General features: G+C 66.5%; 20 protein-coding genes. All 20 read left to right on the forward strand.

Annotated elements, in window-relative coordinates; all coding sequences use genetic code 11:
- The first annotated feature begins 66 nt into the window (after positions 1 to 66).
- The 20 genes from AB0H61_RS26370 to AB0H61_RS26465 all read left to right on the forward strand — a co-directional run bounded on the left by AB0H61_RS26370 (position 67) and on the right by AB0H61_RS26465 (position 24042).
- Complete coding sequence (locus AB0H61_RS26370; RefSeq protein WP_357309450.1) at positions 67 to 1920, forward strand: acyl-CoA dehydrogenase family protein; 1854 nt, start codon at positions 67 to 69, stop codon at positions 1918 to 1920.
- Positions 1921 to 2236: 316 nt separating this feature from the next.
- Complete coding sequence (locus tag AB0H61_RS26375) at positions 2237 to 3199, forward strand: hypothetical protein (RefSeq protein WP_357309453.1); 963 nt, start codon at positions 2237 to 2239, stop codon at positions 3197 to 3199.
- Positions 3196 to 4194: a hypothetical protein gene (locus AB0H61_RS26380; RefSeq protein WP_357309456.1), complete on the forward strand. Its 999-nt coding sequence runs from the start codon at positions 3196 to 3198 to the stop codon at positions 4192 to 4194. The genes AB0H61_RS26375 and AB0H61_RS26380 overlap by 4 nt, the downstream gene beginning before the upstream one ends.
- A gap of 981 nt (positions 4195 to 5175) precedes the next feature.
- Positions 5176 to 6078, forward strand: a complete 903-nt coding sequence (locus AB0H61_RS26385; RefSeq protein ID WP_357309459.1) for a hypothetical protein — start codon at positions 5176 to 5178, stop codon at positions 6076 to 6078.
- A gap of 236 nt (positions 6079 to 6314) precedes the next feature.
- A complete protein-coding gene (locus AB0H61_RS26390; RefSeq protein WP_357309461.1) occupies positions 6315 to 7232 on the forward strand; it encodes a hypothetical protein in 918 nt (305 codons plus the stop codon).
- On the forward strand, positions 7232 to 8725 hold the full coding sequence (locus AB0H61_RS26395) for a cutinase family protein (protein WP_357309464.1): 1494 nt from the start codon (positions 7232 to 7234) through the stop codon (positions 8723 to 8725). The genes AB0H61_RS26390 and AB0H61_RS26395 overlap by 1 nt, the downstream gene beginning before the upstream one ends.
- A 39-nt stretch (positions 8726 to 8764) precedes the next feature.
- On the forward strand, positions 8765 to 9550 hold the full coding sequence (locus AB0H61_RS26400) for a hypothetical protein (RefSeq protein WP_357309466.1): 786 nt from the start codon (positions 8765 to 8767) through the stop codon (positions 9548 to 9550).
- Between the two features lie 10 nt (positions 9551 to 9560).
- On the forward strand, positions 9561 to 10256 hold the full coding sequence (locus AB0H61_RS26405) for a hypothetical protein (protein ID WP_357309469.1): 696 nt from the start codon (positions 9561 to 9563) through the stop codon (positions 10254 to 10256).
- Positions 10253 to 10543, forward strand: coding sequence for a hypothetical protein (locus AB0H61_RS26410; RefSeq protein WP_357309472.1), 291 nt, complete (start codon positions 10253 to 10255; stop codon positions 10541 to 10543). The genes AB0H61_RS26405 and AB0H61_RS26410 overlap by 4 nt, the downstream gene beginning before the upstream one ends.
- Before the next feature lie 13 nt (positions 10544 to 10556).
- Positions 10557 to 10826 (forward strand): hypothetical protein, encoded by a 270-nt coding sequence (locus AB0H61_RS26415; RefSeq protein WP_357309475.1) that lies wholly within the window; start codon positions 10557 to 10559, stop codon positions 10824 to 10826.
- A 76-nt stretch (positions 10827 to 10902) separates the two neighbouring features.
- Complete coding sequence (locus tag AB0H61_RS26420; RefSeq protein WP_357309476.1) at positions 10903 to 11505, forward strand: hypothetical protein; 603 nt, start codon at positions 10903 to 10905, stop codon at positions 11503 to 11505.
- Entirely contained in the window at positions 11502 to 12353 is an 852-nt protein-coding gene (locus AB0H61_RS26425; protein ID WP_357309479.1) for a hypothetical protein, read from the forward strand. Before AB0H61_RS26420 ends, AB0H61_RS26425 begins: the two co-directional genes overlap by 4 nt.
- Entirely contained in the window at positions 12344 to 13909 is a 1566-nt protein-coding gene (locus AB0H61_RS26430) for a hypothetical protein (protein WP_357309482.1), read from the forward strand. Before AB0H61_RS26425 ends, AB0H61_RS26430 begins: the two co-directional genes overlap by 10 nt.
- Positions 13910 to 13954: 45 nt before the next feature.
- Complete coding sequence (locus tag AB0H61_RS26435) at positions 13955 to 15439, forward strand: SCO6880 family protein (RefSeq protein WP_357309484.1); 1485 nt, start codon at positions 13955 to 13957, stop codon at positions 15437 to 15439.
- A 1-nt stretch (position 15440) separates the two neighbouring features.
- Positions 15441 to 17171: a hypothetical protein gene (locus tag AB0H61_RS26440; RefSeq protein WP_357309487.1), complete on the forward strand. Its 1731-nt coding sequence runs from the start codon at positions 15441 to 15443 to the stop codon at positions 17169 to 17171.
- A 285-nt stretch (positions 17172 to 17456) separates the two neighbouring features.
- Positions 17457 to 18491, forward strand: coding sequence for a hypothetical protein (locus tag AB0H61_RS26445; RefSeq protein WP_357309490.1), 1035 nt, complete (start codon positions 17457 to 17459; stop codon positions 18489 to 18491).
- Between the two features lie 334 nt (positions 18492 to 18825).
- Complete coding sequence (locus AB0H61_RS26450; RefSeq protein WP_357309493.1) at positions 18826 to 19656, forward strand: hypothetical protein; 831 nt, start codon at positions 18826 to 18828, stop codon at positions 19654 to 19656.
- A gap of 298 nt (positions 19657 to 19954) precedes the next feature.
- Positions 19955 to 21772, forward strand: coding sequence for a hypothetical protein (locus AB0H61_RS26455; protein ID WP_357309496.1), 1818 nt, complete (start codon positions 19955 to 19957; stop codon positions 21770 to 21772).
- 250 nt (positions 21773 to 22022) lie between these two features.
- Entirely contained in the window at positions 22023 to 22319 is a 297-nt protein-coding gene (locus tag AB0H61_RS26460) for a transposase (RefSeq protein ID WP_357309499.1), read from the forward strand.
- Between the two features lie 82 nt (positions 22320 to 22401).
- Entirely contained in the window at positions 22402 to 24042 is a 1641-nt protein-coding gene (locus tag AB0H61_RS26465) for a peptidoglycan DD-metalloendopeptidase family protein (RefSeq protein WP_357309502.1), read from the forward strand.
- The last annotated feature ends 131 nt before the right edge of the window (positions 24043 to 24173 follow it).

Raw genomic sequence — 24173 nt, forward strand, 5'->3', positions numbered from 1 at the left:
TTCAACTCACACCCGCGACTGGCTGCCGCAACCCCGAAACCGATCGTTACCGAATCGAGAATCACCATGACCACCACCGCCCACGATGGCCGATCTCTGCTCGCCTCGCTCCATACCACGGCCCGGCGCCCCGCTAGTGCCGCGCTGCGGCGCGCCCTGGGTGGCGACAACATCCCCGAACAACTGCGTGTACGCGAGGTTGTCGTCGGGCTGCACGACCTTCCAATGCCTGGGCGGTCGGCCGCCGACACCGCCTACCACGGGTATCAGTTGTTGCCCGAACTCGTGGCGGGGCTGGGTGGTTCAGCGCGCGCGATCGCCCGGGATATCCGGTTGCTGGCCGCGGTCTACGACGGAACCGCCTGCTATGCGCCCAGAGTGCTGCCGTTCTTGTCCCATTTCAACTTGGCTATCGAGACCGTCGAGCGCCTCGGCACCGGCACCGCATACCAGCAGCGGTGTCTCGATGAGCTCGACCGCGTTGACGCCGTCGGTGTGCTGGCCGCCACCGAACTCGGTGTCGGCACCAACATCCTCGACCTGGAAACCTTGGCGGTGTGGGACCCGCACGAGCGTGAGCTGACCCTGCACAGCCCGACCCCGCAGTCGGTGAAGCTGATGCCGAACTGCGCTGATCCTCGCGTCCCCAAGATCGTTGTCGTGGTAGCCCGCCTCAAAGCACAGGGCCGGGACGAGGGCGTGTGGCCGATCCTGGTGCGGCTGCGCGACAGCACCGGCCGTCTCGCCGAGGGCGTCGAGATGGTGACGCTGCCCGTCGACGGCTGCGGCCCGGAAATGGACCACGCAGCGTTCCGATTCGACGGTCTGCGGGTGCCCGCTGACGCGCTGCTGTGTGGACAGCTGGCTCGATTCGACGACGAGGGCCGGTTCGAGTGCGCGCTGAATCTGCACGCACGCTTCCACGCCGCCATCGGATCCTTGAACTCCGGGCGCGCCCTCTTTGCGGGCGCCGCGGCCGCCAGCGCCCGCGCCGGCTGGACCATCACGACCCGATACGCGATGCAGCGCCTCACTTCCGGGCAAATTCTGCTCGCCGACCGCGACGGCGTGCAGCGTGCCCTCGTCTCGGCGGCCGCGCGGCTGCACGCGGTTACGGCCCTGTCCAACCTCACCCGTACACGACTTGCCCAACACGACCCCACTGCGGCGGCGCTGTCGATGCTGGCCAAGCCACTGGCCTCGGAGGTCGCTCACGATGTGCTCGAAACCTGCCGCCGGTTGTGCGGTGCCCAGGGCATTTTGGGAGTCAACTGGATTTGCGACTACGTTCGGCGGGTCTCCGGGATCATCGTCGCCGAGGGCATCAACCCATCGTTGTGGGCGGCGGCGGGGCGGTTGCCGAAGCTGGTCGCCCAGGGGCGCGCCCCGCAGCACATGGACATCTCGGCGCTGCGCGTCCTCGATAACCCTCGGGCGCTGCCGTGGTGGAATCAGATGCTTTTCGGCCGCGAGCAGGCAATCGCTGCCGCCACAAAAGCCGCAACGCTGACCGGAGTGAAGGCCATCGGAGGCGACTCGGCGGCCACCGAACTCAGCACGGCAACCGCCGATCGGCTCGCCGCCGACGCACTCGCCAACTGCGCTTACGAGACCGCCGACCCGCGCGCACGAGCGATCCTGGCCGATCTGGCCGCGGTGTTCGCGTTGGAACGTATCGACGCACACGCACTGTGGTACACCGCCGCTCATCAGCTCTCGGCTGAACTTGCCGCGGACATCGATCACCAGCTCACGACCCGTTACGAACGTCTGGCCGAGAATCTGCCCACCATGGTCGATGCCTTCGACGTCCTGCGGCTGCCATGCCCGATCGACAGCGACGACTACGTCCAGGCCTGGATCGAGCTGTGGAAATGGGGCGAGAAGTTCCCTCCATCCACCGTCACGGAGACCCGATGACATCCCACCCGGACGCACGATTTCCCGTGCGCAGACACTCGATCCCCCGACACCGCTTCACCCTCGACCAGCGACACACCACCAGCGGCGACGAACGTAACCAGGATCACCGAACGTACTGGCGCGCAGTCGAAGACCGATGTTTGTCGGCATGCTCTGGGTTCTGGTCGGCCAGAGGGCAGCAGTGACAGCGACGTGGCGTGGGCTGTTTCCACTGTTGCTGGTCGTCGCAACGCTGGCCGGGTGTTCTTACACACGCAGCGCAACACCGACGCCCCCCAGCACAGCGTCAGCGGGCCCGGTGATGACATTCGGCGTGAAAGTTCCCGCAGGGGACGCGCAGAAGCTCCAGGTTGCCGACCAGGTGCGGACGGTGGATCCATGCGGCCTGTTCGACCGTGATCGGCTCGCCACCTACGGCCAGATCGCCTATGTCGGGCCCGAGAACAGTGTCGATGACTGCTCGATCGGGGTCATGCCGTCGGGCCGCCCCCGGTTGCTGGCCAGGGCCACGATCGCGTTGGCGGGTACCCCGCCCAGCCCAGAGGAGACCGACACCCGCCAGATCGCAGGCGAGACAGTCGTCATCGACCACATCCGCAACCGCGACACCAGCTGTACCTACAAGGTGCCGCTGCGGTTGCCGGCATCCGCGCCCACGAACAACGTGGCGATCCCCGATGTTGTCGAGGTCCCGGCGGTGCAGTATGCGATGGTTCAGGGATTCGGCTTTCCGACCTCCGCACTCAACTGCCAAGTCGCCACCGAGACCACCGCCGCCGTGATCTCCGCGCTGCGGGACAACCGAATCCCCCGCCGTGATCGGTCCGCGATCCAGGTGCCATTGACCAACCGCAGCCCGTGCGAGCTGACGGCCAAACTCCCTATCGGCTATGCGATTTCGAGTTTCGACGCCCAAACTCAGCCCTACACCTGCAGTTTCAAGGTCGACGGACTCGATGCGGGCCGCTACGGCACCACGATCACTGCCGATTTCCAGTTACGCGACGCGGCCCATGTCCTCGAGCCCCGGTTCGGGCAGCGGCTGGTCAGCGTCGAGGGGTACCCGGCGATCCGCGAAGAGACCTCGACGGAATCCTGCCTTGTGACTTTCCCCGTCGGCCCTGTCGTCGACTCCTACCTGCCCGGTACCCCCGCCAGCCAGTCCGAGATCGACGGCGCCCGCCACCAAGTGGTCGTTCGTCTGTACGCCAGTACCTGCCCAGTGGCTGATCGTCTGGCATCGATCGCCGCGGAATTGTTCGGAGCCAACCGATGACCCGGGCGGCCCTGACTCGTGCGATAGCCGTCGTCTTCAGCGCCACGGTGGTGATGCTTCTGGTGGCGGGTTGCGGTCAGGACATCGACGGCACTGCTGTGGCCACCGGGCGAGGCTACCGCGCGAACGTGACTCCGCAGCGTGCGCAGGACAGGCTGAGCGAACAGGATCAGGTGCGGCGTCTGGATCCATGCGGGTTCATCGATTCCGGTGCCATCAACGCGATTGGGCGACCCTGGTATGTCGGTGCGGCCCTGTCCCAAGACGAATGCGAGGTCCGATGGGACCGCAACACGACGCCCAACAGGATCGGATATATGACGATCGGGCTGTCGGTGACCGCCGACGGGACCGGGTCCAAATCAACGATTTCCGGGCGCACTGCCTACGAAAGCGACCACCTAGGAATGTGTTCGATACTGCTGCACTACGCAGGTGAGCGTGGATTCCACTACACCCTCCACGGGAGCGACGACGTCTCGAGCTGCCCCGAGCTGCGCACCATCGTGACGGCTTCGGCGCCCCTGCTCAGCACCAGGCCCATGCGGGAAGCATCGACGACGATGCCGAAAACCAAGGCATGGACGCTGGATCCGTGCGATGCCCTCAACGCTGCATATCCCTCCGATCAACGGTTCTACATGGTCGGTCTCGACCCGTTCTCGTGCGATTTCTGGCTCGGTACACGCGCCAACCCCGACGACTCCAACCGCAACACCATCACCTACTTCAATATCCAGCAAACCCAAGCCGCCTTCGTCCCGGACGGCGACCGGCGGTTGCAGATCGCCGGAATCAACGCAACCGAGCACACCGGATCCGGGAACTCGTGCACGATCACCGCATACGTCGGCGTGAGCAACCCGTTCCCCACCATCAACCACCGAGGAGACCCCGAACCCTGGATCGAAGTCCTCGAAGTCAGAAGCCACCAGGGCTGCGACGCTGCCCGCCGCCTCGCCGCGGATACGGTCAAGGCATACCAACGCGACTGACACCAAGGAAGGTTGATGCACCCACCCTGCTCCCACACGATGAGGACGGAGCGCAGTCGGCTCACCTGAGCCGACCCACGAAAGGCGGGACAGGCGCGACGAACTCGGCTCGACCCGCCGACTGCCAGGCGCCCGGGAGGATATGGCTACCACGTCTGCCAGGGCGCACAGCATGTCATCCAGCGCGATTTCCAAGATCCCCTGCCGATGACCGCGTTGAAAGTGAGTCGAGTTTCGCGCAGCCGCATCATCCCGGAAATCACGACAACTGAAGCGCGCAAAGAGTTAGCGCGCAGGGTGAAACCGTCACTGTGCGATATACGACGAATGCCTATCTCCGCTGACGGGTTCACCAGAATTCCGATTTGGCTGAGTCTCTTGCGGCGGTTTCGGCCAATTGCGTTGACTCGATGCTGCCCCCTCGGGGGGGTAAGGGGGCAGCATCGTTGCGGGATCCCTGGGTATTCCTCCACGGTCCGTGACCGGTGGGGAGGGTTCCCGCTCTCCACAGCAGAAAGGGGGGATTCTGCTGTGGTCAACGATCGCATCGCGGAATTGGCGTTGTCAATAAATGAGCGTCACCCGGATTGGGTGAATTCCTTGTTCCGTGTTCGATGCCGCGCGAAGGCACCCAGTCGGGGTGCCTTAAGGAACTATTGCGGGCCTATCGCTTTGCTTGCGAGAGACTATTTTCGCCAGCTGATCGAGGATCGTTGCAGTCCAGGCTATCTGGGCCTAGAGTTGCTGATGCGCCCTCTTTCGATGGGTTTCCCAGACCATGCTGGTGGCGGGTCTGGATGTAGCGTCGCTGGATGACTGGCCTTGGGGCCCATTATCGCGGTTCCGAATCGAATGCTTACATCCGGCACCCGCAGGGCCACGGTGTCAATTCCCTCCCGCAGGCCGGAGATGGACATCAGCGTCGATTCGGTATGGAAATCCGTTGGATGTCAACGGTCTTCATCGAAACGAGGGTCGGGAATGAATGAATCCGATAACAGTCCACAGCGGCGAGCGTGGCCCCTGCAAGCGGTGACGCCCGAGACCGACTGGGTGCGAGCGGAACTGCATGTGCGGGCCGCAGCGGTGGCGAGTTTGTCGGAGGCGGAGTTCATCCGGCGGCTGCGCACAGCCGGGATCGCGATGTGGGCGAGGGAATACACCGCGGACGGGTCGGCTAGTGGATTTGTCATCGAGACGCCGATCGGATCCGGCCGGACCCGCTGCGACGGCGAGATCGCCCCGGACCTGGCCTTGGGTGTGTTGCGGGAGCAATGGGAGCGCGGAGATCTCGCCCACACACAGGCGTTCGGTGAATGGAGAGGTCTGCACAGTCCCGGAGTCTTCGACCGCGATCGAATTCTGTTGTCGCACCCGGCGATGTGGTCGCGGATGTTCAGCGACGCGGGACGGTTCAACCAGGATCTACGGTCGGCTCCCGTACGTGCGGATAGCGAGTGGGGCTGGGCCGCTGCGCGATTGGCTGGCGCCTTCGCGGCGTGGTCGCTGCGAGTCGAGCCGCAGGCGGTGGGTCCGTTCGCGGCCGCCGCGCATGAGCTCGGCCGCTCGGCGCGGTCGTTGACCGCCGGAGCCGACGCCCTGGTGATCCGGCGGCGTCTGGTCCGCGCGAACCTCAGCCGCGTAGCGTTCGGCTTGGCGCAGCTCGACCACGACGACGCCGGCGATCCTGCCGACAGGTCGTTGTTGCTGGTGATCCAGCTGAGCGCCGGAGTGATCGCGATCGGCAAAGCCCATCGTCGCCGGGGCGAACTGAGTCGAGCGCAGGCCCTCGCGGAGGTTGGTGCGTCACTGCACGTGGTGTGCCGGGAACTGCACGCACGCACCCATACGTCGCCACCCGACCACGGTGCAGGTGGTCGCTGATGGTTCCGGCGCGCAAACACGGGGCGGTGACCTCGCGGCATCGACGGCCAGGCTCGCGGCGGCCGCTGCGCAGGCCCTCTCGCGCATGCCGCCGTGGTGTTGACCGCCAACACCTGCCGCAGGTCCCCGCCACTCAGAACGGCGGAGCGCTCGAACACCAACCGGCGCAGCACACGCCGGACCGGTCAGTACCGAACACAGCGAAAGAGGCATCTATGAATATACGACGGAGACCGATGTTGGCGTTCGCGGCGCTGCCGGTGATGGCGGTGCTGGTGGCCACCCCCGCAGCGCACGCCGATCAGCCGGGCTTGGAGTCGCCGGGTCAAGGCCACAGTCAGCCGGGATTGAGCACCAGCCCGCCGCCGCCTGCCGCATCGGCACCGGTGGACGTGCCAACGGTGGTGGACCTGATCCCGAATCCGCCGCGGCCCCAACCCAGTCAGCAGACCAAGCCCCAGCGCCTGGTTCAGCCTGCGGCACCGCAGCCGGAGGCCGAGCAGGAGCTGGAGGGACCCGAAGAGTCTGCCCCGGCGGGGCAATCGGTCGAGCAGGCCCCGGTCCCGCCGACGCGGACATTGCGTGTCGGCACAGAAACGGTGACCGTGCCCGACTGGGTGCCCCCGGAAGCGCAGGCGGTGGCGCAGGATCTGGCGGACAAGGCGGAGTGGTGGGCGGCCGCTGGCTTCGACGCGGTGGGCTTCTCGACCGATGAGTCCGACCGCAAGGCTGCGGCGACGATGGCCGGCGGGGTGGCCGGAATGGCGGTGGGCGCCAACGCGGGCGGCTTCGTCGGTGGAGTCGGCGGATGCTTCGCGGGTATGGCGGTTGGTGGCGTCGCGGGTGGAGTTATCGGCGGCGCTGTGTCGGGCGGACTGGCGGCGCCATTGGGTGCGTTCGTCGGTGGTCTCGGCGGCTGTGTGGCGGGTGCGGTGGTGGTGGGGGTGCCGTTGCTGGTTGCTGGTGGCGCGGTCGGCGCGACCGCTGGCGCGGCGGCGGGTGCGGCGTTGGGTGCCGGCACGAACCTGCCTGATGGCGAGCAGCCAGGGGAAGAACCAGACGCGCAGCAACCAGGTGGTGATCAGCACGCCGACGAGATCACCAGCGAGGGGGCAGCGGAGGAGACCCAGCCTGTAGCCGAGGAATGCTCGTGATGACCCGGGCCGCGCGAACGGTGGTGACGGTGTTGGCCGCCGCCACCGCCGCGGCCACCGTGATGACGCCGACAGCCGCGGTCGCCGCCCCGGGGCAGTCGGACTGCCCGGCGTTGTTGGCCATCGGGGTGCAAGGCCCCGGCCAGGCTGCCGCCGATGCCGCGAACACGACGGACTCGGGCTTGCTCGGTGAGGTGTTGCGGCCGCTGGCGGTCGGCATCGAGGAAGGCTCCGTGGACCGTGTGTATGTGCGCTTCCAACCTGAGCTGGCCGGGGTGAGCACGAGCAGCGGTTCAACACCCTATGACCAGAGCGTCGAGCGTGGTCTGGCCGCGCTGAATCAAACCGCGTCGGAGTTCCTGGCGCGCTGTCGATCCAGCAGTGTGGCGGTGGCCGGGTATTCCCATGGCGCACAGGTGGCGTCACTGTTCGCCCAGCAGGTCGGCCGCGGCGGCGGGATCGCGGCAGATCGGGTGGCGGCGGTGGCCCTGTTCGGCGACCCCACCCGTGCCCCGAACACCCCCGCGCTGCCGGGGGCTTCAGGCCAGGCTGTCCCGGACCCCGCGCCGGGCACCGCCGGAGAGGCGGTCAAGCAGCTCGTGGGGTTGGTTCAGCAACCGAACACCGGTGGCGGGATCTCCCCGAACCGCAACTCCACCACCGACTTCGGCCGTCTCGCGCGGCGGGTCGCGAGCTTCTGCGTGGCCGGGGATCTAGCGTGCGACACCCCCGAGAAGGCGCCGATTCTGACAGTGGTCTCCAACATCGTCGGCGCAGCCAACGACTCCGGCGGTGATCCGTTACGGGCACTGGCCTCGGTCTCCCAGGCGCTGGCGTTCACCGCCATCAAAACCGTCACCAACGTCGTCAACAACGACGTCAGCGGCAATTCCCTTGCCTCTTTGTCCCTTTCGTCACGCACGTCGCTGTCGGAGCGGCTCGCCGAGGCCAGCGACCCCCGCACCCCGTTGGACATCAACAACGTCCTCAAGGCCGTCATGAAGATCGGCACGATCGCGCTCAACGCGGTGGTCACGGTCGCCAAAGCGGTGATCACCCCGACGAACCTGGCCGAAATCGCCGCGGCCGGTCTGGCGAATCCCGCCGCCGGTCTCGCTGTGCTGGGTCAAAAACTGGTGGGCGCATTGCCGCAACTGGTGCCACCGGCGACCGCGTCGCGGTTGGTGGGCCAGGCCTTCCAGTCGGTGGTGTCGACCGTGACCGACAATTCCGGCCTGATCGACACCGCGACGTGGGTGCGCTACAGCGACGCGATCGCACGCCGCGGCTCCTATGTCTCGGACCCGGTCACCACGGGCGGGCAGTCGGCGGTGCGGTTCACCACCGACTGGTTCAGCGCCATCGCCCGCGACCTCGCCACCGCCACACCGGCGCCGTCGAGTCCGGCGAATCCCCCCGCCTCGAACACCCCGAGCCCATCGAACACGGGGTCTTCCACGACGACGGCACCGCCCCCGACCGCGACCCGATGACCGCTGCCCCGGGGCACCGCACAAGGGGAAGGAGAAGCGTTGAGCGACAACAGTAATCGCGACGTCGCACACGCCGACGTCGAGCTGCCGCCACCGGTCTGGGACGAGGACAGCTGGCAGGCGCTGACCGGATTCGAGACCCCCACCGGCGACCCAGACGCCGAGACAGGCCCCGAACCACACGGGTATGCCCTGTGGCTCGCGCACCCAGAGCCATCCGCCCCCGCCAATGACGTGTCTGGCGCTGGCGCGGGGGAAGCGCCGAAAGTTAGCCGGGCGCGGATGTTTGGGGCACGGTTGATCCTCGCGATCACGTGCGTGGCGATCATTGGGGGGCTGATCGGCCTGGCGGTGTGGCTGGTTCCGACCACGCAGTCCTCACCGCCTGCTCGGGTACCGGTCGCGGCGCCACCACCAAGCTCGGCGACGATCTCGACCTCGGTGCCTGCCACCGACCCGAGCTGGTGCCGGACCGAGAACGGCCCACAACGGATCAGCGGCAACGGAAAAGGATCGCCCGCGTCCGCGCCCGAGGTAATCCTCGCACTCGAATACGCCTACTACGTCGACCGCGCCGCCGACGCGGTGCGGCGGCTGCTCGCCCCGGACGGCCGATTCGGCGCCGACGCCGAGATCCAAGCCGGAATCGACGCAGTCCCCGCCGGGACCAAGCACTGTGTGTCGATCACCGCCGCAGGCATCGACCGGTGGGCGGTCGTCCTCACCGAGAAACGCCCCGACGGCTCGACGGTTGTCCACGCCCAGACCATCTCGACCACCCAGCGTGAGGACCGTGCGCTGATCGTCGCGGTCGAGACCGCATGAGAACCCGGCGATGAGCACCGTGACCGATACCGCCCACCGCGCGGACCACCCCCACCGCCCGGTGCCCATCCGCCCCCACAGAACGGCGACGCGGGGGGTCGTCGCCCCCGCGCCCGAGCAGCGTGCCCCGATCTGGGATCGTCCGGTCCCGGTACCCCGTCCCGGCGCCATCGACGCCCGCCCTCCGCTGCTGTGGTTGCTGGGCGCACACGGCGGAGCGGGCACGACAAGCCTGGAACGGCTGCTCGCCCCCGCCGCGGACTGCCATCGGCGCTGGCCGGCCCCGATCGGCGAGGAGTCCCCGTATGTGCTGCTCGTGGCCCGCGAGACCGCCATCGGACTCGCCGCCGCCGATGCACTGCTGCGCCAGCACCATGCCGGACTGGCCGGAGACAGCCTCGTCGTGGGCTTGGTAACCGTCGCCGCACGACCCGGTCGCCTGGCCGCCGAGATCCGCCGCGACCGCGACCTCTACAGCGGGCTGGTCGAGCACCTGTGGCGCGTCGACTGGCACGAGGCGTGGATGCTCACCACCCACGCGGAGCTGCCCGTATGGAACCCGGGCGACGCCGACCCGGACAAGAACAGTCGCGGCGACGAACTCGCCACGGCGCCAACAGATGTGCGCCACATCGGCCGAGATCTGGTCGAGGTAATCACCACTCTGCACAACACCCGCCACAGGAGCAAAGGAGAAAGATCATGAGCTGGCTACTCGCGGCGGCCGAACACACAATCGTGCTCGCGCAAACCGAGAACTACACCCCGGAAGCACCGCCCGGGGTCGAGGGCCTGAAGAAATTGGTCCGCTACTTGACGTGGTTCGTCCTGCTGTCGGGGGTGGCCGCGATCATCTTCGCCGGCGGCAAGTTCGCCTGGGAGAAATGGCAAGGCGGGATGCTCGAGAGCCCCAAGATGGTCGTCGGCGCGCTCATCGGCGGCATCGTCGCCACCAGCGCCGGAACGATCATGAACGAGATCATCAGGCCATAGTCGGCGCGCACCCATGCTCGAAACGATGCTCGCCTACAAGGAGCTGCCGGCCGAGGTCACCGAGCCGCTACAGCAGCTGTTCCGGTGGCTGCTGTGGCTGGTGGAGACCGGATTGATCGCGCGGCTGGCCTGGGTGGGCGGCCGCGCGGGCTGGGAATACTTCCGCCCGCCCCCGGGCCCGCCCGCCGCCCCCGCAGACGCGGTGCGGACGTTGGCGTCGTGGATCTTCGCCAGCGTCGCCTGGCCTTTGGCCGGTTCCCTGCTCATGAATCTGGCCTTCTGAACTCCCCGCGACACGAAAGGCGCTGGCAATGACAACGATTCGACATCCCTTGATAATTGTTCGTGCGGTCGCGGCAGTGGCAACCGCCGCTGCCGTGCTGGTGATGGGCCTGGCATGCGGCGGCGAAGAAGACATCCCGCACTCCGCACCCCCTCACGCTGCCGACCTGACAGCGGTCCCGGCGGGTGTGCGCTGGCAGGTCTATCAGGGTGTGCTGGTGCCGGGCGGCGAGGACGGCCCGGCCACGACCGGTTCGGCCGCGGCGACAGGTTTCCGGCAGACTCCGCCGGGCGCGGCATTGGCGGCCATCGTGCACACCATTCGGATGTCGCTGGCCCCCGATGCGGATTGGGTCGATATCGCCCGCTATGAGCTGGCCTTCGGGCCGGGCAAGGACGAGTGGGTGACCTCGCGCGGGCTGCTGTCGATCCAATCACCCGCCGATCCAGCCCAAGCGCCGCGCGTGCGCGGCTACACCATCACCGACTACAGCCCAACCCGCGCGGGTGTCGACATCTACACCAGCTTCCCGGACCAGTCGATCGCGGTGAACACCGCCACGGTGGTGTGGCTGGCCGGGGACTGGTGGCTGCAACTGCCCGATCCGACGTCGACCGACCCGGTCGTGCGCGTCGCGGCGACCATGGACGCCGCAGTGAAACTTGAGGCATCCCAATGACTTCCGGACCCTCGCAGGCACCGAGGCAGGACCGCGGCCGCGCCGGGATCGGGACGGTTGTGTCGGCCGCACTGCTCGTCGCAATCCTGCTCGGTGGCTCCATCGCGTTCGCGATCAACCGGACCAGCGACAACCAGGTCGCCCCGACGGCGCCGTCGACGGTGCCGGTCCCCACCTCTTCGGTGCCTGGCGGCGGGCAGGACGGCTTCGGCGTTCCGGAGGTCGACTTGTTCGGTCGCCGTGTGGACATTCCGACGAACCCTCACGGTCACCTGCGTGAGCAGCGTTCCCCGCAGAAGCGGGCCGGTGACAGCGACTGGCTCACTGCCACCCCGGCGGGGCTGCGTGAGGCGGGTGGCTGGCAGCGCGTCCACGGCGTGGTGGTGCCCTTCTCGACGTCGGATGGGCCGACCCGGCTGCACGACGGTGTCCCCGGCGGCTACGCCCGCACCCCGCAAGGCGCGGCGCTGGCCGCGGCGATGACGGTGTACCAGGTGGCCGCCCGCCCGGGCGATCGCGCGGTGCTGCGGGATCGGCTGGTGCTCACCGCCGCCGACCAGGCGCGATTCGACGAGGGCATCAAGACCGGCAAACTCCCACCCCAGCAACCGGAATGGGTCACCCGCACCTTGCTCGCCTACGACGCCTTCCGCATCGACAGCTACGCCGAGGACCTGGCGGTGGTGAAACTGGCTCTACGCGAGCAGGAATCCACGCAGACCCGGTCGTGGGTGACCGCAACGGTGCCCATGGTGTGGTCGGGCGGGGACTGGCGGTTGCGCGGCAGCGGAACCCAGCTGCCCAGTGCCGTCACCTTCGACCTGGCGGGGTGGACGACATGGTCATGATCCTGCTGCGGCGGCTGCTCGCGCTGGTCGCGGTAACGGTCGCGCTCATGCTCGGCGCCGGGGCCGCCGCACTCGCGCAACCCACCCAAACACCCACCCCCATAACCCCCGACCCGGGAACATCCACCAGCTACGGTTTCGACCAGACCTGCAACGACATCCATGACGGCCTGTCGCAGATCCCAGTGATCGGCGGGGCTGCAGGCGATTTCAGCTCCGCGGTCTGTAAAGCCGGCAATGCCGCCTCACATCCGGGCAGCGCCGCCGAAGCCACCAAATCGAAGCTGTGGGACTCCGCATTCGGGAAAGTCACCGAGACCCTCCTGGACGGTCTGGGTGATGCATTGTCGCTGAGCATGCTGTGGGTCCGACTGCCCAACGACCAACTGCTGAGCAGCGCAGGCCCCGACGCGGATCCCGAGCACACCCTGTGGGGGCGCGTGGATTCCTATACACGGCAACTGCAAACGTGGGTGCTGGCATTCTCGATCGTGATCTCGGCGTTGCGGATCGGGATCGCCCGGGCACAGGCCGCCGCCGAGCACGCTGAAGAGGCGTTCAAAATGCTGGCCCGCAGCACGATGACCACCTGGGTGGCCGGAACAGCGATCCTGGCCGGGGCCCGGATGACCGACAGACTGTCAGCGTGGATCATCGACGACGCCACCGACGGCAACGCCCGCGGTGCTGCCGAATTGCTGGTCAACACTCACCGTTTCGGGGTGTATGGGCCCGGGTTCATTTTCCTGGTCACCATCGTCGGGATCCTCGGCGCGCTGGCGATGACGGTGCTGACGATCATCCGGCAAGCGCTGCTGGTCGTCGCTGTCGGTGTCTACCCGTTGACCGCGGCGGCGTCGGGCACCACCGGCGGTAGACAGGCCTATCAGAAGCTCGGTGCCTGGATCATCGCGTTCCTGCTGTTCAAGCCCGTGGCGGCGCTGGTCTACATGATCGCTTTTGTCACCGCCGATCAAACCAACAGCGAGGCCAGCCAAGGGGAGGCCAGCAGCTTCGACAGCGCTCATCGTGCCCTGATCGGGGTCGTGCTGCTGTGCAGCGTGGCGTTCGTGCTCCCGGCACTGGTGCGCCTGGTGGTTCCGGCGCTGTCCGTCATCGGCTCCGGCGGTAGCGGTGCCGGCGCCGCAGGTATCGCGGGCGGTGCTGCGGTCACACTGTTCACCGCGGGCAAGGCGTTGCTGGCCCGGGGCGCGGCATCCGGCGGCGCTGGATCAGCGGGATACGTCTCCGTTAGGAGCCCAACACCCCCGACCCCGCCACCGCCCGGCCGTCCCGAGACGGGCGGCGCCCCGAAGTCATTGCCCCCCGGCCCCTCCAGCGGGCCGAACGGTTCCGGTAGCGCACGGAAGCTACCGGCGGGCGCACAAGGCACAGGCAATGTCATCAGGAAAGCCGGGCGCGCGGGCGCAGCGAGCTACAGCACGGGGCAGACCGTCGACCGCGCCAGCCACGACGTCGCCGGCAACAGAGCCTTGCCTGCGGCACCATCTCGCAGCGACGGCCCGGACTTGGGCCGGCATCGGATCGACCGTTGACATGCGGAGCAGGACATCAGGTTTGGCTGGAAAGGAGTCGCGACGGTGACAGAATATTACGAACGCACCTACAGTGCCGGAACCCGACCCCGCGCCGAAGGCCTGTTCGGGCTGTCGTGGGTAGCGATGGTGACAGCGGGAGTCGTGATCGTCACCGTCGTCCTGGCACAGGCGATCGTCGGGCTGTTGGCGGCGGGGATCCTGCTCGGTGTCGGCACGGTGGTCACGGCTCCGCTGGTGATCCAGATCGGCGGCCGCACCGGGTATGTGCGGGCGTTGCTGTTGTGGCAGTGGTGGCGCGGAGCACGCCGCGGCGAACACCGGTATCGGTCGGGGTCGTTCTCGGCGATCCCGGGCGGTGCGACCACGTTACCGGGGTTGCTGGCACCGTCGCGGCTGTATCAGGGCCAAGCGGTGGACGGGCACAGCTTCGGGCTGATTCATCTGCCGAAGTTCGACGAGTACACCGTGGTGCTGCGCGCTTGGCCGCAAGGCGGGGAGGCCGTCGACCAGGAGTTGGTCGACCAATGGGTCGCCGCGTGGGGATCGTTTTTGGCATCGCTGGGCAGCGCACCGGACGTGAAAGCCATTGTGCCGGTGATCGATACGGTCCCCGAGACCGGCAACCGGTTGACCGCGGAAGTGTCGGCCATTGTCCGCCCGGGTGCCCCCGAGGTCGCTCAGCGGGTGATGTGGGAGTTGGCCGATCAGCTGGCCAGCCAACGTGTCCAGCTCGAGCCACGCGTGGCGATCACCTTCGAGGCGACCACCCCCGAGCGTCGCAAGATCCCCGCCGAACAGGCCCTCGAGATCGGGCGGCGGCTGCCGGGCATTCTCGCGGCGCTGGCCGAGGCCGGGGTCCGGGCCGAACCGATGACGGCCGCGCAGATCACCGCCGTCGTGCGCCGCGCCTATGACCCTGCCGCCCAAGCCGACCTCGAGGCCGCCGCCGCCGAACCCGGCGGTCACGGCGTGCCGTGGTCGATGGCCGGACCCCAAGATGAGCAGCAGCGCTACGACCGGCTGCTGCACTCCGGCGCGGTCAGCATCACCTGGGAGATGACACAAGCGCCACCAGGCGTGCTGACCGAGCGGGTACTGCAGCGGCTGCTCGAACCCAACCCGGAGCTGCCGCGCAAACGGGTGGCGGTCATTTACCGCCCGCACTCGGCCGCGGAAGCCACCCGCATCGTCGACGACGACTGGCGCAACGCCCGCGTCGCCGAGCAACACACCAAAGGCGGCCTGGTTTCAGCGAGTGCCAGCATCCGCGTCGCGAACGCCGAACAGGCACGCCAAGAGCAGGCCCGAGGCCACGGGCTGACCCGCTACGGGATCCTGATCACCCTCACCGCGCCACGCGGAGAAGACATTCCACGCATCGAGGCACTCGTACAAGACCTGTCCACACAGGCGCGGCTGACCATCCGCCGCTGCAACACCTACCAATCGGCGGCATTCGCCGCATCGCTCGGAGTGGGAGTCATCTTGCCCGAACACGCCACGATCCCCGAAGCGTTGGAGGGCTAGTATGCCCAAGCGATCCGACTCACCCCGATCCCGGCCCGCTGCGGGGCGGCGCGGCCCGCGGACTCTGCCCGACGACAAGCGCGCCGCGCTGGAGCAACGGCACCGTGCGGGCGGGCTGCCGAGGATATGGGCGCGGGTGCTGCTGTCGCGCGATGATCGCCGCCGCCGCAACGTCGCTATGCTTACCCAGGCCGCCGTGCACGACGATTTCGACCGGCCCGCACTGCGATTGACCGACAACGGCTACGCCGGTCCCACCGGTGGGCGGGTCTCAGCGGTCGGGCGCCCCGCCGAGTGGCGCGCCACCACCGCCCAGGTGGTCGGGTTGTGGCCGTGGGCGGTCGGTGCTGGGGCGCCGCTGGTCGGGACACCGTTGGGTCCGCATCTGCGGACCGGCGCTCCGGTGTGCTTCGATCCGATGAATTGGTTCAACCGTGGCGGGTTCATCACCGCTCCCAGCCTGTTCGTGCTGGGGCTCAATGGATTCGGCAAATCCTCACTGGTGCGCCGCATCGTGCTCGGCGGTATCGCCCAAGGGATCACCCCGTTGATCCTGGCCGATGTGAAGCCGGACTATCGGCGGCTGGTGGAGCTGGTCGGCGGGCAGGTCATCGACCTCGGCTATGGCTACGGTCACCTCAACCCTCTCGACACCGGCGTCATGGGCGAGGTCCTGGCCCAGCTGCGGGACGCGGAAATGTTCGAGCGCGCCGAAACCCTGGCCCAAGAGCTGCGCGCCCGCCAGATCGCGCTGGTCTGCGCGCTGGTGGAGCTGGTACGCGGGCAGCGAGTGGCGGACTTCGAAGAAACCGTCATCGCGACTGCGCTGACCATGCTCTACGCCCCGATCGCCGTAGGCGGACGCGGGTTCACCGCTGACAATCAGCCGATCCTCGACGACCTGCTGGAGGTAATCGTCACCGGCGCAGACGAGCTGCGCCTGGACGCCGCCGCCGACACCGAGCAGCGGTATCAGGCGACGATCATTCCGCTGCGACAGTCGTTGCGGGCGTTGACGAAAGGTCCATTCGGCGAAATCTTCAACGGCCCGACGACCGTGGGGATCGACCTGAACTCCACCGCCGTGTGCATCGACGTCTCCCACATCCCCAAAGGCGACAAGAAGCTCAAGGCCGCGGTGATGCTGGCCTGCTGGGGCGCCGGGTTCTCCGCGGTGGAGGCACTGAACATGGCCACCGACGCCGGACTGGCGCCGCAACGCTACTTCCAGGTGGTGATGGACGAGCTGTGGCAGGTGCTCAGCTTGGGGGAGTTCATGGTCGAACGCGTCGATGAACTGACTCGACTGCAGCGCGGGATCGCGGTAGCACTGATCATGATCAGCCACACCATCAAGGACCTGCAGTCACTGGGCACCACGGCCGCGATCAGCCGCGCACTCGGGTTCCTCGAACGCGCCCGCGCCAAGATTCTCGGGGCTCTACCAGGTGAGGAGGTCAGCCGCCTCGACAGCATCATCCCGTTCACCGCCGTCGAACGCGCCATGGTCACCAACTGGTCCGCACCCCAAGCGCTCACCGGTGAGGCGATCCGTCCCGGGCAGGTGCGTCCCACGCCGCCGGGGACCGGGAAGTTCCTGCTCAAGATCGGCGAAGGCCGCCAACCCGGCATCCCGTTCTTGGTTGAGCTCACCGAGACCGAGCGCGCCACTGGAATCCACGACACCAATACCCGTTTCGCGGATTTCGACAACCCCGGTGATGCCGCATGACCACTGTGGGATCTCATGATTGAGTTCGTCTGTCTCAGCATTCGTTCGTCAATTGTTCGTTTCCGAACGATTGTGAGACTCCGGTGCCGTGTGTCGACGTCCTGGTCGTGCGCTGGCGGTGTTGGGTGTCCGCAATGACTGATGAAGGAAGAGCTCAACTTTGGGCCGGCTGCGCGGGAGTACTCCCGAATTCTGATGTCCGTGCAGTTTCGCGAGAGGTGCTGGGCGGGCCGCCGCTGGACCAGCAGAAAAGTTTCAGAAACGCATGTTCGGAGATGAGCAAGGATGACTGATCCCGTTAGTCCAAGGGAATTGATCGGATGGAAATCACGGTTGCTCGACCGTATACGAGACCTTGCCTTAGAACAGTGGCGGATCACGCGCGACAACGACCTGGATCCGCTTTGGCCGCAGAAGCGCGACCCGGCACTGGACCACTTGCGTGCACACCGCGACGACTTGAAAAGGGAGGAGCACGAATTGATAGTGCGCGCCAGGGCTTCCGGAGTCCGCGGCACCGATGTGGATGTGGCGGCAAACGTGTTTGTCCGGGGACACCAGCGTGCGCCGGTGCCGGAGGGAGAGGAGGCGGTTCGCGCGCAGCTGATCGACGCGATCGCCGCCGATATTTGGACTCTCGAGCACATGGCCGCCATCGCATGCGAGCGCCGATGGCGCTACCGCAACGACTCCCTGGCGCCCGACACGCAAGAGCAACATCGCCACGAACGCAACATGGCTGTGATCTGGGGGCGAGCGGCCGCCACCGCGTCGGTTGCCGGGCTCAGCGACCGCGAGCAAGCCGAACTTTGGGGCCGCGACCAACTGGGCTGGACGAACCTGTTCGAGGAAACCACCTACTTCTACGACGACCGCGAACTCGAAGCTCGCTGGCGCGCATATGCCGATCCTGGGGCAGCGAACGATGTCACGAATGCAACGGACGCCGTCGCGATAGATCTCGAACGGTCGGCCTATCCTGCTACGCGACCACCGTCGCCGCAGGCGCTCATGGACCGCGCCGCCGACGCGCTGAACGCGGAAATCCGTGCCCTCGGGTCTGAGGACGATTACCACGAGTACCGGATCGACTATTTTCTGGGCGCGATAATCCCCGCCGCTGAACGGGACGACCAGGCCCGCGAGGTCGTCGCCGACACCAGTGAACCAGACCGGCAGCTCGCAGCGGCTGGAGCAAGCGAATTGATCGAGGCATGCCGACTTGACAACAACTTGCCCTCAGACGCCAAGCTCGATTTGAGCGCCGTCCCGTCCGGCAGCGATGTCGCTGTGCCGGAGTCGCCAGTGGTCGAGCCATGACCACCTCTACTCGAATAGCTCACTGGCGTATCGGCTCTCGATGCCCGATGCCGCATCTATTTCCCACTTCACATCAGACGAACACCGCGCAACGTCCGGACTTTGCGACACCGGACAGAAAGCGAAAAACGGATGAGAAGCCAACGACGCCAAAACGATGAGAAAAACCATGATCCACGCACGTCACGACAGTCCGGTCCGACGGAAGTGGTTGGAACCTACAACCACGCCCGCCCCGCGGATGCGGATAGGAGAACACATTGAGACAACCAATTATCCGGAAAGGTCGTGACGGCTGTGGTCGGAAAGAGGGCGAGAACGGGAAGGGGGCACGATGACCTCACCTTCCGATGGAATGTCCGAGCCGCCAGTCACCTGTTCGGATTTCGTGCGCGCCGCGCTTGCGGGGGATGATCTTCCTCGACTATCCGCTGCCGGGGAGGTCCTGCGGTTGCAGTCGGTCGCAGCGTTGACATTGCGAGCGGCGGTGCAGGAGGCAAAGTACTACCAGCCCGAGCGCAGAGAGCAGTACCAATACGATCCGGATCCGAATTCCCATTGGAGCCATCCCGAACGGATGCATCGGTATGAGGAACGCCACGAGGAATATAACGATTGGTTGAAGGCGATCAGTCACCCGCAGTTATTCGATCGCGAACCACTGTCCGAACAACAGTATGCGACGATTCGCCACCAGGTCGAGGTAGAGAATCTGTTTTCTCGGTGGGCGGTGGCACGAGCGATTGCCGACCGCGACCCCGCATTATCGTCGGCTTGGGATGAGCGAATGCGCAGCAGCGGCGCGGATCTCGAGGCAATCGAGGCCGAGACAATGCGGCTGGTTGCCGCCGACCCGATCTGGCACGACCTACCCGCGAGCCATGCGGAAGTGACGGCGATCAACGACACCCGCGGAGCCCTTGACCACTACCAGCTTGGTCTGGCAACACCGGAATATCTCGCATTCGGACTCCGTGAGCCGGTGCCGGAACTGGTCGCGACGGCGGCTGAGATTGAAAACCGGACTGCAGCGTCCGCGGCAAATCTAATCAAGGCCGCATTTCCCGCCGACCCGGACATGACACGCGAAGCTGACGCCGACAGCGTCACACCAGAATCCGCGCAACTGTCCATCCAAGCGCCGGATACAGGCGTAGACCTGTGACCCCGCAATGGTTCAGGCCCGAGAACGCGTCGGCTGCTCAGGATCTCGGTGAGGTCCTCATGACTGACTGCGCCCTAGCGCGAATTCTGCACCACCACAGCGGCATTCAAGGGTGTCTTGCCAAACCAGAACGTCACCAGATCTTTCCTGTTTGCGTCGGGTCGGTTGCGTCCGGGGAGATCACGCGCCTATCGCGGGACGGGCTGAGAATCCAGCGATGCAAAACGGATAAGACACCAACACCTATGTGTGGGGACACGCCGATGTTCAACCGGGCTTGGTGAGAGGAGTTCCCGCGGTGACCAACCCAGAAGAACCGATCGTGACCGAGTCCGGTGACCGTCCGGTCGGGCTGTGGCAGCAGGTCGGGTTCCTGCTGGCCTCGATCGCGGTGCGCCGGACCGGTGTACGGGTCTACCACTTGGGTGAGAAGAAACGCGGGATGAGTGCAGAGGAGTTCGGCCAGCAGCTGCTGGAGATGGTGGCCGCTGCCGAGGAACGGCTGCGGTTGACCGACGTCGAAACCGCAGGGCGGGAGGAGATCTCCGATCGGCTCGTCGACGCCCTGGTGTGGCGTGGTGAATCCGATCTCGCCGCGCAGATGCTGCAACGACTGACACGGCATTTCGAAGATACGTACGGGGTGACCATTTCCCCCGGTGAGCATCCGGAGGACAGTGGCGTGTCGCTGCTGCCGGGGTATTCGGCGGGCGCGGTGCAGCTACAGGTCACCGCGTCAGCGGCGTGGAAGCGTCAGGAAGCGGCAGTCGTCGCGGCAATCGAGATTCTCGATGCCGCTGACCTGTCCGATCAGGATGCCCTCGCACAGGCAATCACGAACTGGCATGGTGACCGTCCCAACCCTTGGTTGGACGAGGCGACGCTGCGAGCTCGTCGCAGCGAGCTCGAAAGACAACTCACCGCAACCGGTGTCGATGACCGTGTCCGTGCGGATCTGTTGTTCGTTGTGGACTATCTCACCGCCCGGCCGGTGGGCGGGTACCTGCAGCAGACCAGTGTGATGGTCGACCCTGGCGACGAGGTGAAAGGCCGCATGCAGGTCTTGTTGGACGTATTCGCCAGGAACCCGAAGGCCGCGCGGGCGATGATGAGTGCAGAGACCGCGGTTCTGGTAGAAGCAGATCAGGAGGCTGTTCGGGAAGAGGGCCGCCAGATCCTTCGTGGGCATCAGCCTGCCTCGCCTTGGCCCGAATACATCGACCGAGACATGGTCGGTGACCGGTTGCACCGCTACGCGGAGGCGATGCAGCACGTGATCGACTACGCGCGCTATCTCGCCACTGATCCCGATGCCGAGATCTACATGCACGAGACCGGCGGTTCCTATGACGAGATCTTCGACATCCTCGATATTGTCCGCGACGAGCGGGCCCATTTCACCGCGATGGCGGAGCAACGCCCTGGCCTGGTAGAGATCGAGCGGCAGCAGCTGAAGGCGTTGCTGCGCGACTTCGATGTCGGTATATCGACCCAGCTGCCGGAACTGCTGTGGGCCGATGACCGTTCCAAGCGGGAAGCCGACTACCTGCGTGGGAGCCAACATGCGAGCACGTTGTCGCAGCATGTTGAGCAGCAGATGAAGGCCGTGCTCACAGCGGCCGGGGTCACCGGCCTAGACAAGGACCGGCTCCACGTGCCCTCGGGTTCCGTCGCCTTTGAGTTGAGCCGGATTCGCGACTGGATCTACATGGCTGGAACCAACACCGACGGCGACAGCGACGCTGGGAACCGAGAGCGGAGGAACAAGTCGGTGGCCGCGTGCGGCCAAGCACTCGTCACCGCCGGGGTGCCGCAACCGGCGCGGGCACAGGTCAAGGCGATCCTCGATGCTGGGTTCGCGGATGCGGAAAGGTTCAGCGGGTCCTTTCGAATCCGGATGCAGCGGTGGACAACCCGCAGTGCTCACACTTCCGCAAAGGAAACATCCCTCCCCGAAACCGCGGCGGCCACGGGAGCCCGCCCACTGATCGAGGCGGCCGGACTGGACTCGGTATCGATTGCAGCTGGTGAGCTCACCGACACCCAGATGCTACCGAATGCCGCAACAGGAACTGCGGCGACAGATGTCGGCATCGAGACGGGAGCAGACCTGTGACCTGCCCTCACCCTTTGCACCGTTGTGTCGCCATGGTGTTCGTCAGCGGAACCACAGTTCGGTGGCCTGCGGGAAGTGTCAACAGATCTGCGGTGGGCCTCGCAACGGCGTCGTGCTCCGAGGAAAGCGACAAACAGTGAGAAAGAAGACCGGAAGATCCATCACAAACGTCGGCGAAGCACCAGTCCGCGAAGGTCCGCGACCTGCAAGTGCGACGAGAACCTACAGCAGGTATAAGGAAATCGATGCCGTGGTGCGCGACGCGGCCATCGCCGCGGTGGTGGCGCTCGAGGGGCAAGGGCAGTCCGAATCGGCGGCTCGTCGCGCGGTCGCCGACCAGATCGGGGTGTCGGCCAGCGCCATTCGCGAGTGGATGCGCGCAGCCGAAGGCCGCCACCGCAAAGTCGCCTCGCCCTCGCAGCTGCGCCGCGAGCTGGCCGACACCCAAGCACGACTGGCGGTGTTCGAGCAACTCAACCGCGACCTCGTCGCCGCTCTGCACGCACGCCGCCACGGCAACCACACCGAACCCATTGTGCCGCGATGAGCACCCGCGCCAGCTTTGACCCCCCAACTGTGGTGGCGGAACTCGACCGTCTGCACGAAGTCGGCAAGCCCGGAACGCAACTATGAAGCCGGGCGCCCTCGCCGCAGCGACGATGATCGTGTGGCTGACCGCGATCAGCATGGTCGTCCTTCTCATGCTCGACGACAACAAATCCGACTGCACCCCAACCAGATCAGCGCCCGGCACACAGATCTCGCCAGGGTCGAAGGTCGCGCCGATGAAAACGGGCACCTACCGGATCACCTCAGGATTCGGCCCACGCGAGGGGGGTGAGTTCCACCGGGGCGTCGACATGGGCGCGGACGCGGGAACACCGATCTACGCCGCAGCCGACGGCGTCGTCGCCGCGGCCGGCGCCGCGGACGGCTTCGGTGCCTGGATCGTATTGGACCACAACATCGATGGGGAGGCGATGTCGACGGTGTACGGGCACATGTTTCCCAACGACATCACCGTCAGCGCAGGCGAGCACGTGTCCGCGGGCCAGCAGATCGCCTTGGTCGGATACAACGGCCAAACCGTGCCCGCGGGACCGGGTGGTGCGCATCTGCATTTCGAAACCTGGAGCGGTACCCGGCTGGGTGGAGGGCAGGCCCAGGATCCCGCGGCCTGGTTGGCCGGTGCCTCCGATCCCGCTGGCGGCCAGCGGGATTCGACTCCGAATCCGAGCACCCGCGTTACTACGAGTCAACACGATCCGGACGTCACCGTCTCGGAACCGGGTGCAGTATTGCCGCCGTTGCCACCGGAGAAGGGATCCGAGGAGCACCTGCAGGTCGACGCGGTACGCGTGGCGCGCACGATCGCGGTGCAGTTCCCCGAGATCGCCCGCATCGGGGGATGGCGGCAGACCGACAAGATCGCCGATCACCCGCAGGGCCGCGCCGTGGACGTCATGATCCCCGACTACACCAGCGGTGAGGGGAAAGCCCTGGGCGACAGAGTCGCCGATTACGTGATAGCCAACGCCCAGGCCCTGCGCGTGGAGTATGTGATCTGGCGCGGGGTGTACCGGCCCGTGAACGGCGAACCCGCGACTCTGGAGAGCGACGGGTGGGGCGATACCGCCAACCACATGGATCACGTCCACATCACCGTTACCGGCGGAGGCTATCCCGACGGGTCACCGGTAACCGGTACCAGCGGGCGGCCGGGCACCGGCTGTGCCACTGCGGCGACAGTCGATGACGACCTGGCAGCGGGTACGGTGCCGGCGGAGTACGAACAGTGGTATCGCAAGGCCGGGGCGCTGTGCCCGCAGATCAAAGCCTCGCTGCTGGCCGCGCAAGGCCACGCCGAATCCGGGTTCAACCCGAAGGCGAGTTCCGGAGTCGCCGACGGCATCTCCCAGTTCCGCCCCAGCACCGCCGCCGCCATCAACCCAGACGACGGACAGCCCTACGTGCTCGACTCCGACGGCAACGGCACCGCCAGTGTCTGGGATCCCGGCGACGCCATCATCGGCCAAGGCCGCTACATGTGCGCGATCGCTCACAAGATCGACACCTGGATCGATGAAGGCACTGTCCACGCTCTCAACGGCCGCACCGAGCTGTACCTCGCGGCCTACAACGCCGGCGAAGGCGCCGTCCTCAATTCCGGAGGATTCCCTACCGGCGCCACCGACTACCAGATACAAACCCGCCCCTACGTCGACAAAATCCTCTCCACCGCACCGCAATACAGCAGGAGCTTGGATTGAATCCCGGAAGGACCGTCCGAATGATTGCCGCCCACAACCATATCCGGCTCGCAACCGTCGCCGCGGCACAAGCCCGCGGCCGCCACCGGCGAGCGAGACACGCCCCGGACATCGGCAGGTCGTCAGGCTGC

It is taken from the genome of Nocardia sp. NPDC050710 (assembly GCF_040654375.1).
Taxonomy (GTDB): Bacteria; Actinomycetota; Actinomycetes; order Mycobacteriales; family Mycobacteriaceae; genus Nocardia.

Coding starts and splice junctions, on each gene's coding strand:
- AB0H61_RS26380 (WP_357309456.1), top strand. CDS start 3,196: ATGACCCGGGCGGCCCTGACTCGTGCGATAGCCGTCGTCTTCAGCGCC.
- AB0H61_RS26450 (WP_357309493.1), top strand. CDS start 18,826: ATGACCTCACCTTCCGATGGAATGTCCGAGCCGCCAGTCACCTGTTCG.
- AB0H61_RS26410 (WP_357309472.1), top strand. CDS start 10,253: ATGAGCTGGCTACTCGCGGCGGCCGAACACACAATCGTGCTCGCGCAA.
- AB0H61_RS26385 (WP_357309459.1), top strand. CDS start 5,176: ATGAATGAATCCGATAACAGTCCACAGCGGCGAGCGTGGCCCCTGCAA.
- AB0H61_RS26390 (WP_357309461.1), top strand. CDS start 6,315: ATGTTGGCGTTCGCGGCGCTGCCGGTGATGGCGGTGCTGGTGGCCACC.
- AB0H61_RS26425 (WP_357309479.1), top strand. CDS start 11,502: ATGACTTCCGGACCCTCGCAGGCACCGAGGCAGGACCGCGGCCGCGCC.
- AB0H61_RS26445 (WP_357309490.1), top strand. CDS start 17,457: ATGACTGATCCCGTTAGTCCAAGGGAATTGATCGGATGGAAATCACGG.
- AB0H61_RS26465 (WP_357309502.1), top strand. CDS start 22,402: ATGAAGCCGGGCGCCCTCGCCGCAGCGACGATGATCGTGTGGCTGACC.
- AB0H61_RS26395 (WP_357309464.1), top strand. CDS start 7,232: ATGACCCGGGCCGCGCGAACGGTGGTGACGGTGTTGGCCGCCGCCACC.
- AB0H61_RS26370 (WP_357309450.1), top strand. CDS start 67: ATGACCACCACCGCCCACGATGGCCGATCTCTGCTCGCCTCGCTCCAT.
- AB0H61_RS26440 (WP_357309487.1), top strand. CDS start 15,441: ATGCCCAAGCGATCCGACTCACCCCGATCCCGGCCCGCTGCGGGGCGG.
- AB0H61_RS26405 (WP_357309469.1), top strand. CDS start 9,561: ATGAGCACCGTGACCGATACCGCCCACCGCGCGGACCACCCCCACCGC.
- AB0H61_RS26415 (WP_357309475.1), top strand. CDS start 10,557: ATGCTCGAAACGATGCTCGCCTACAAGGAGCTGCCGGCCGAGGTCACC.
- AB0H61_RS26430 (WP_357309482.1), top strand. CDS start 12,344: ATGGTCATGATCCTGCTGCGGCGGCTGCTCGCGCTGGTCGCGGTAACG.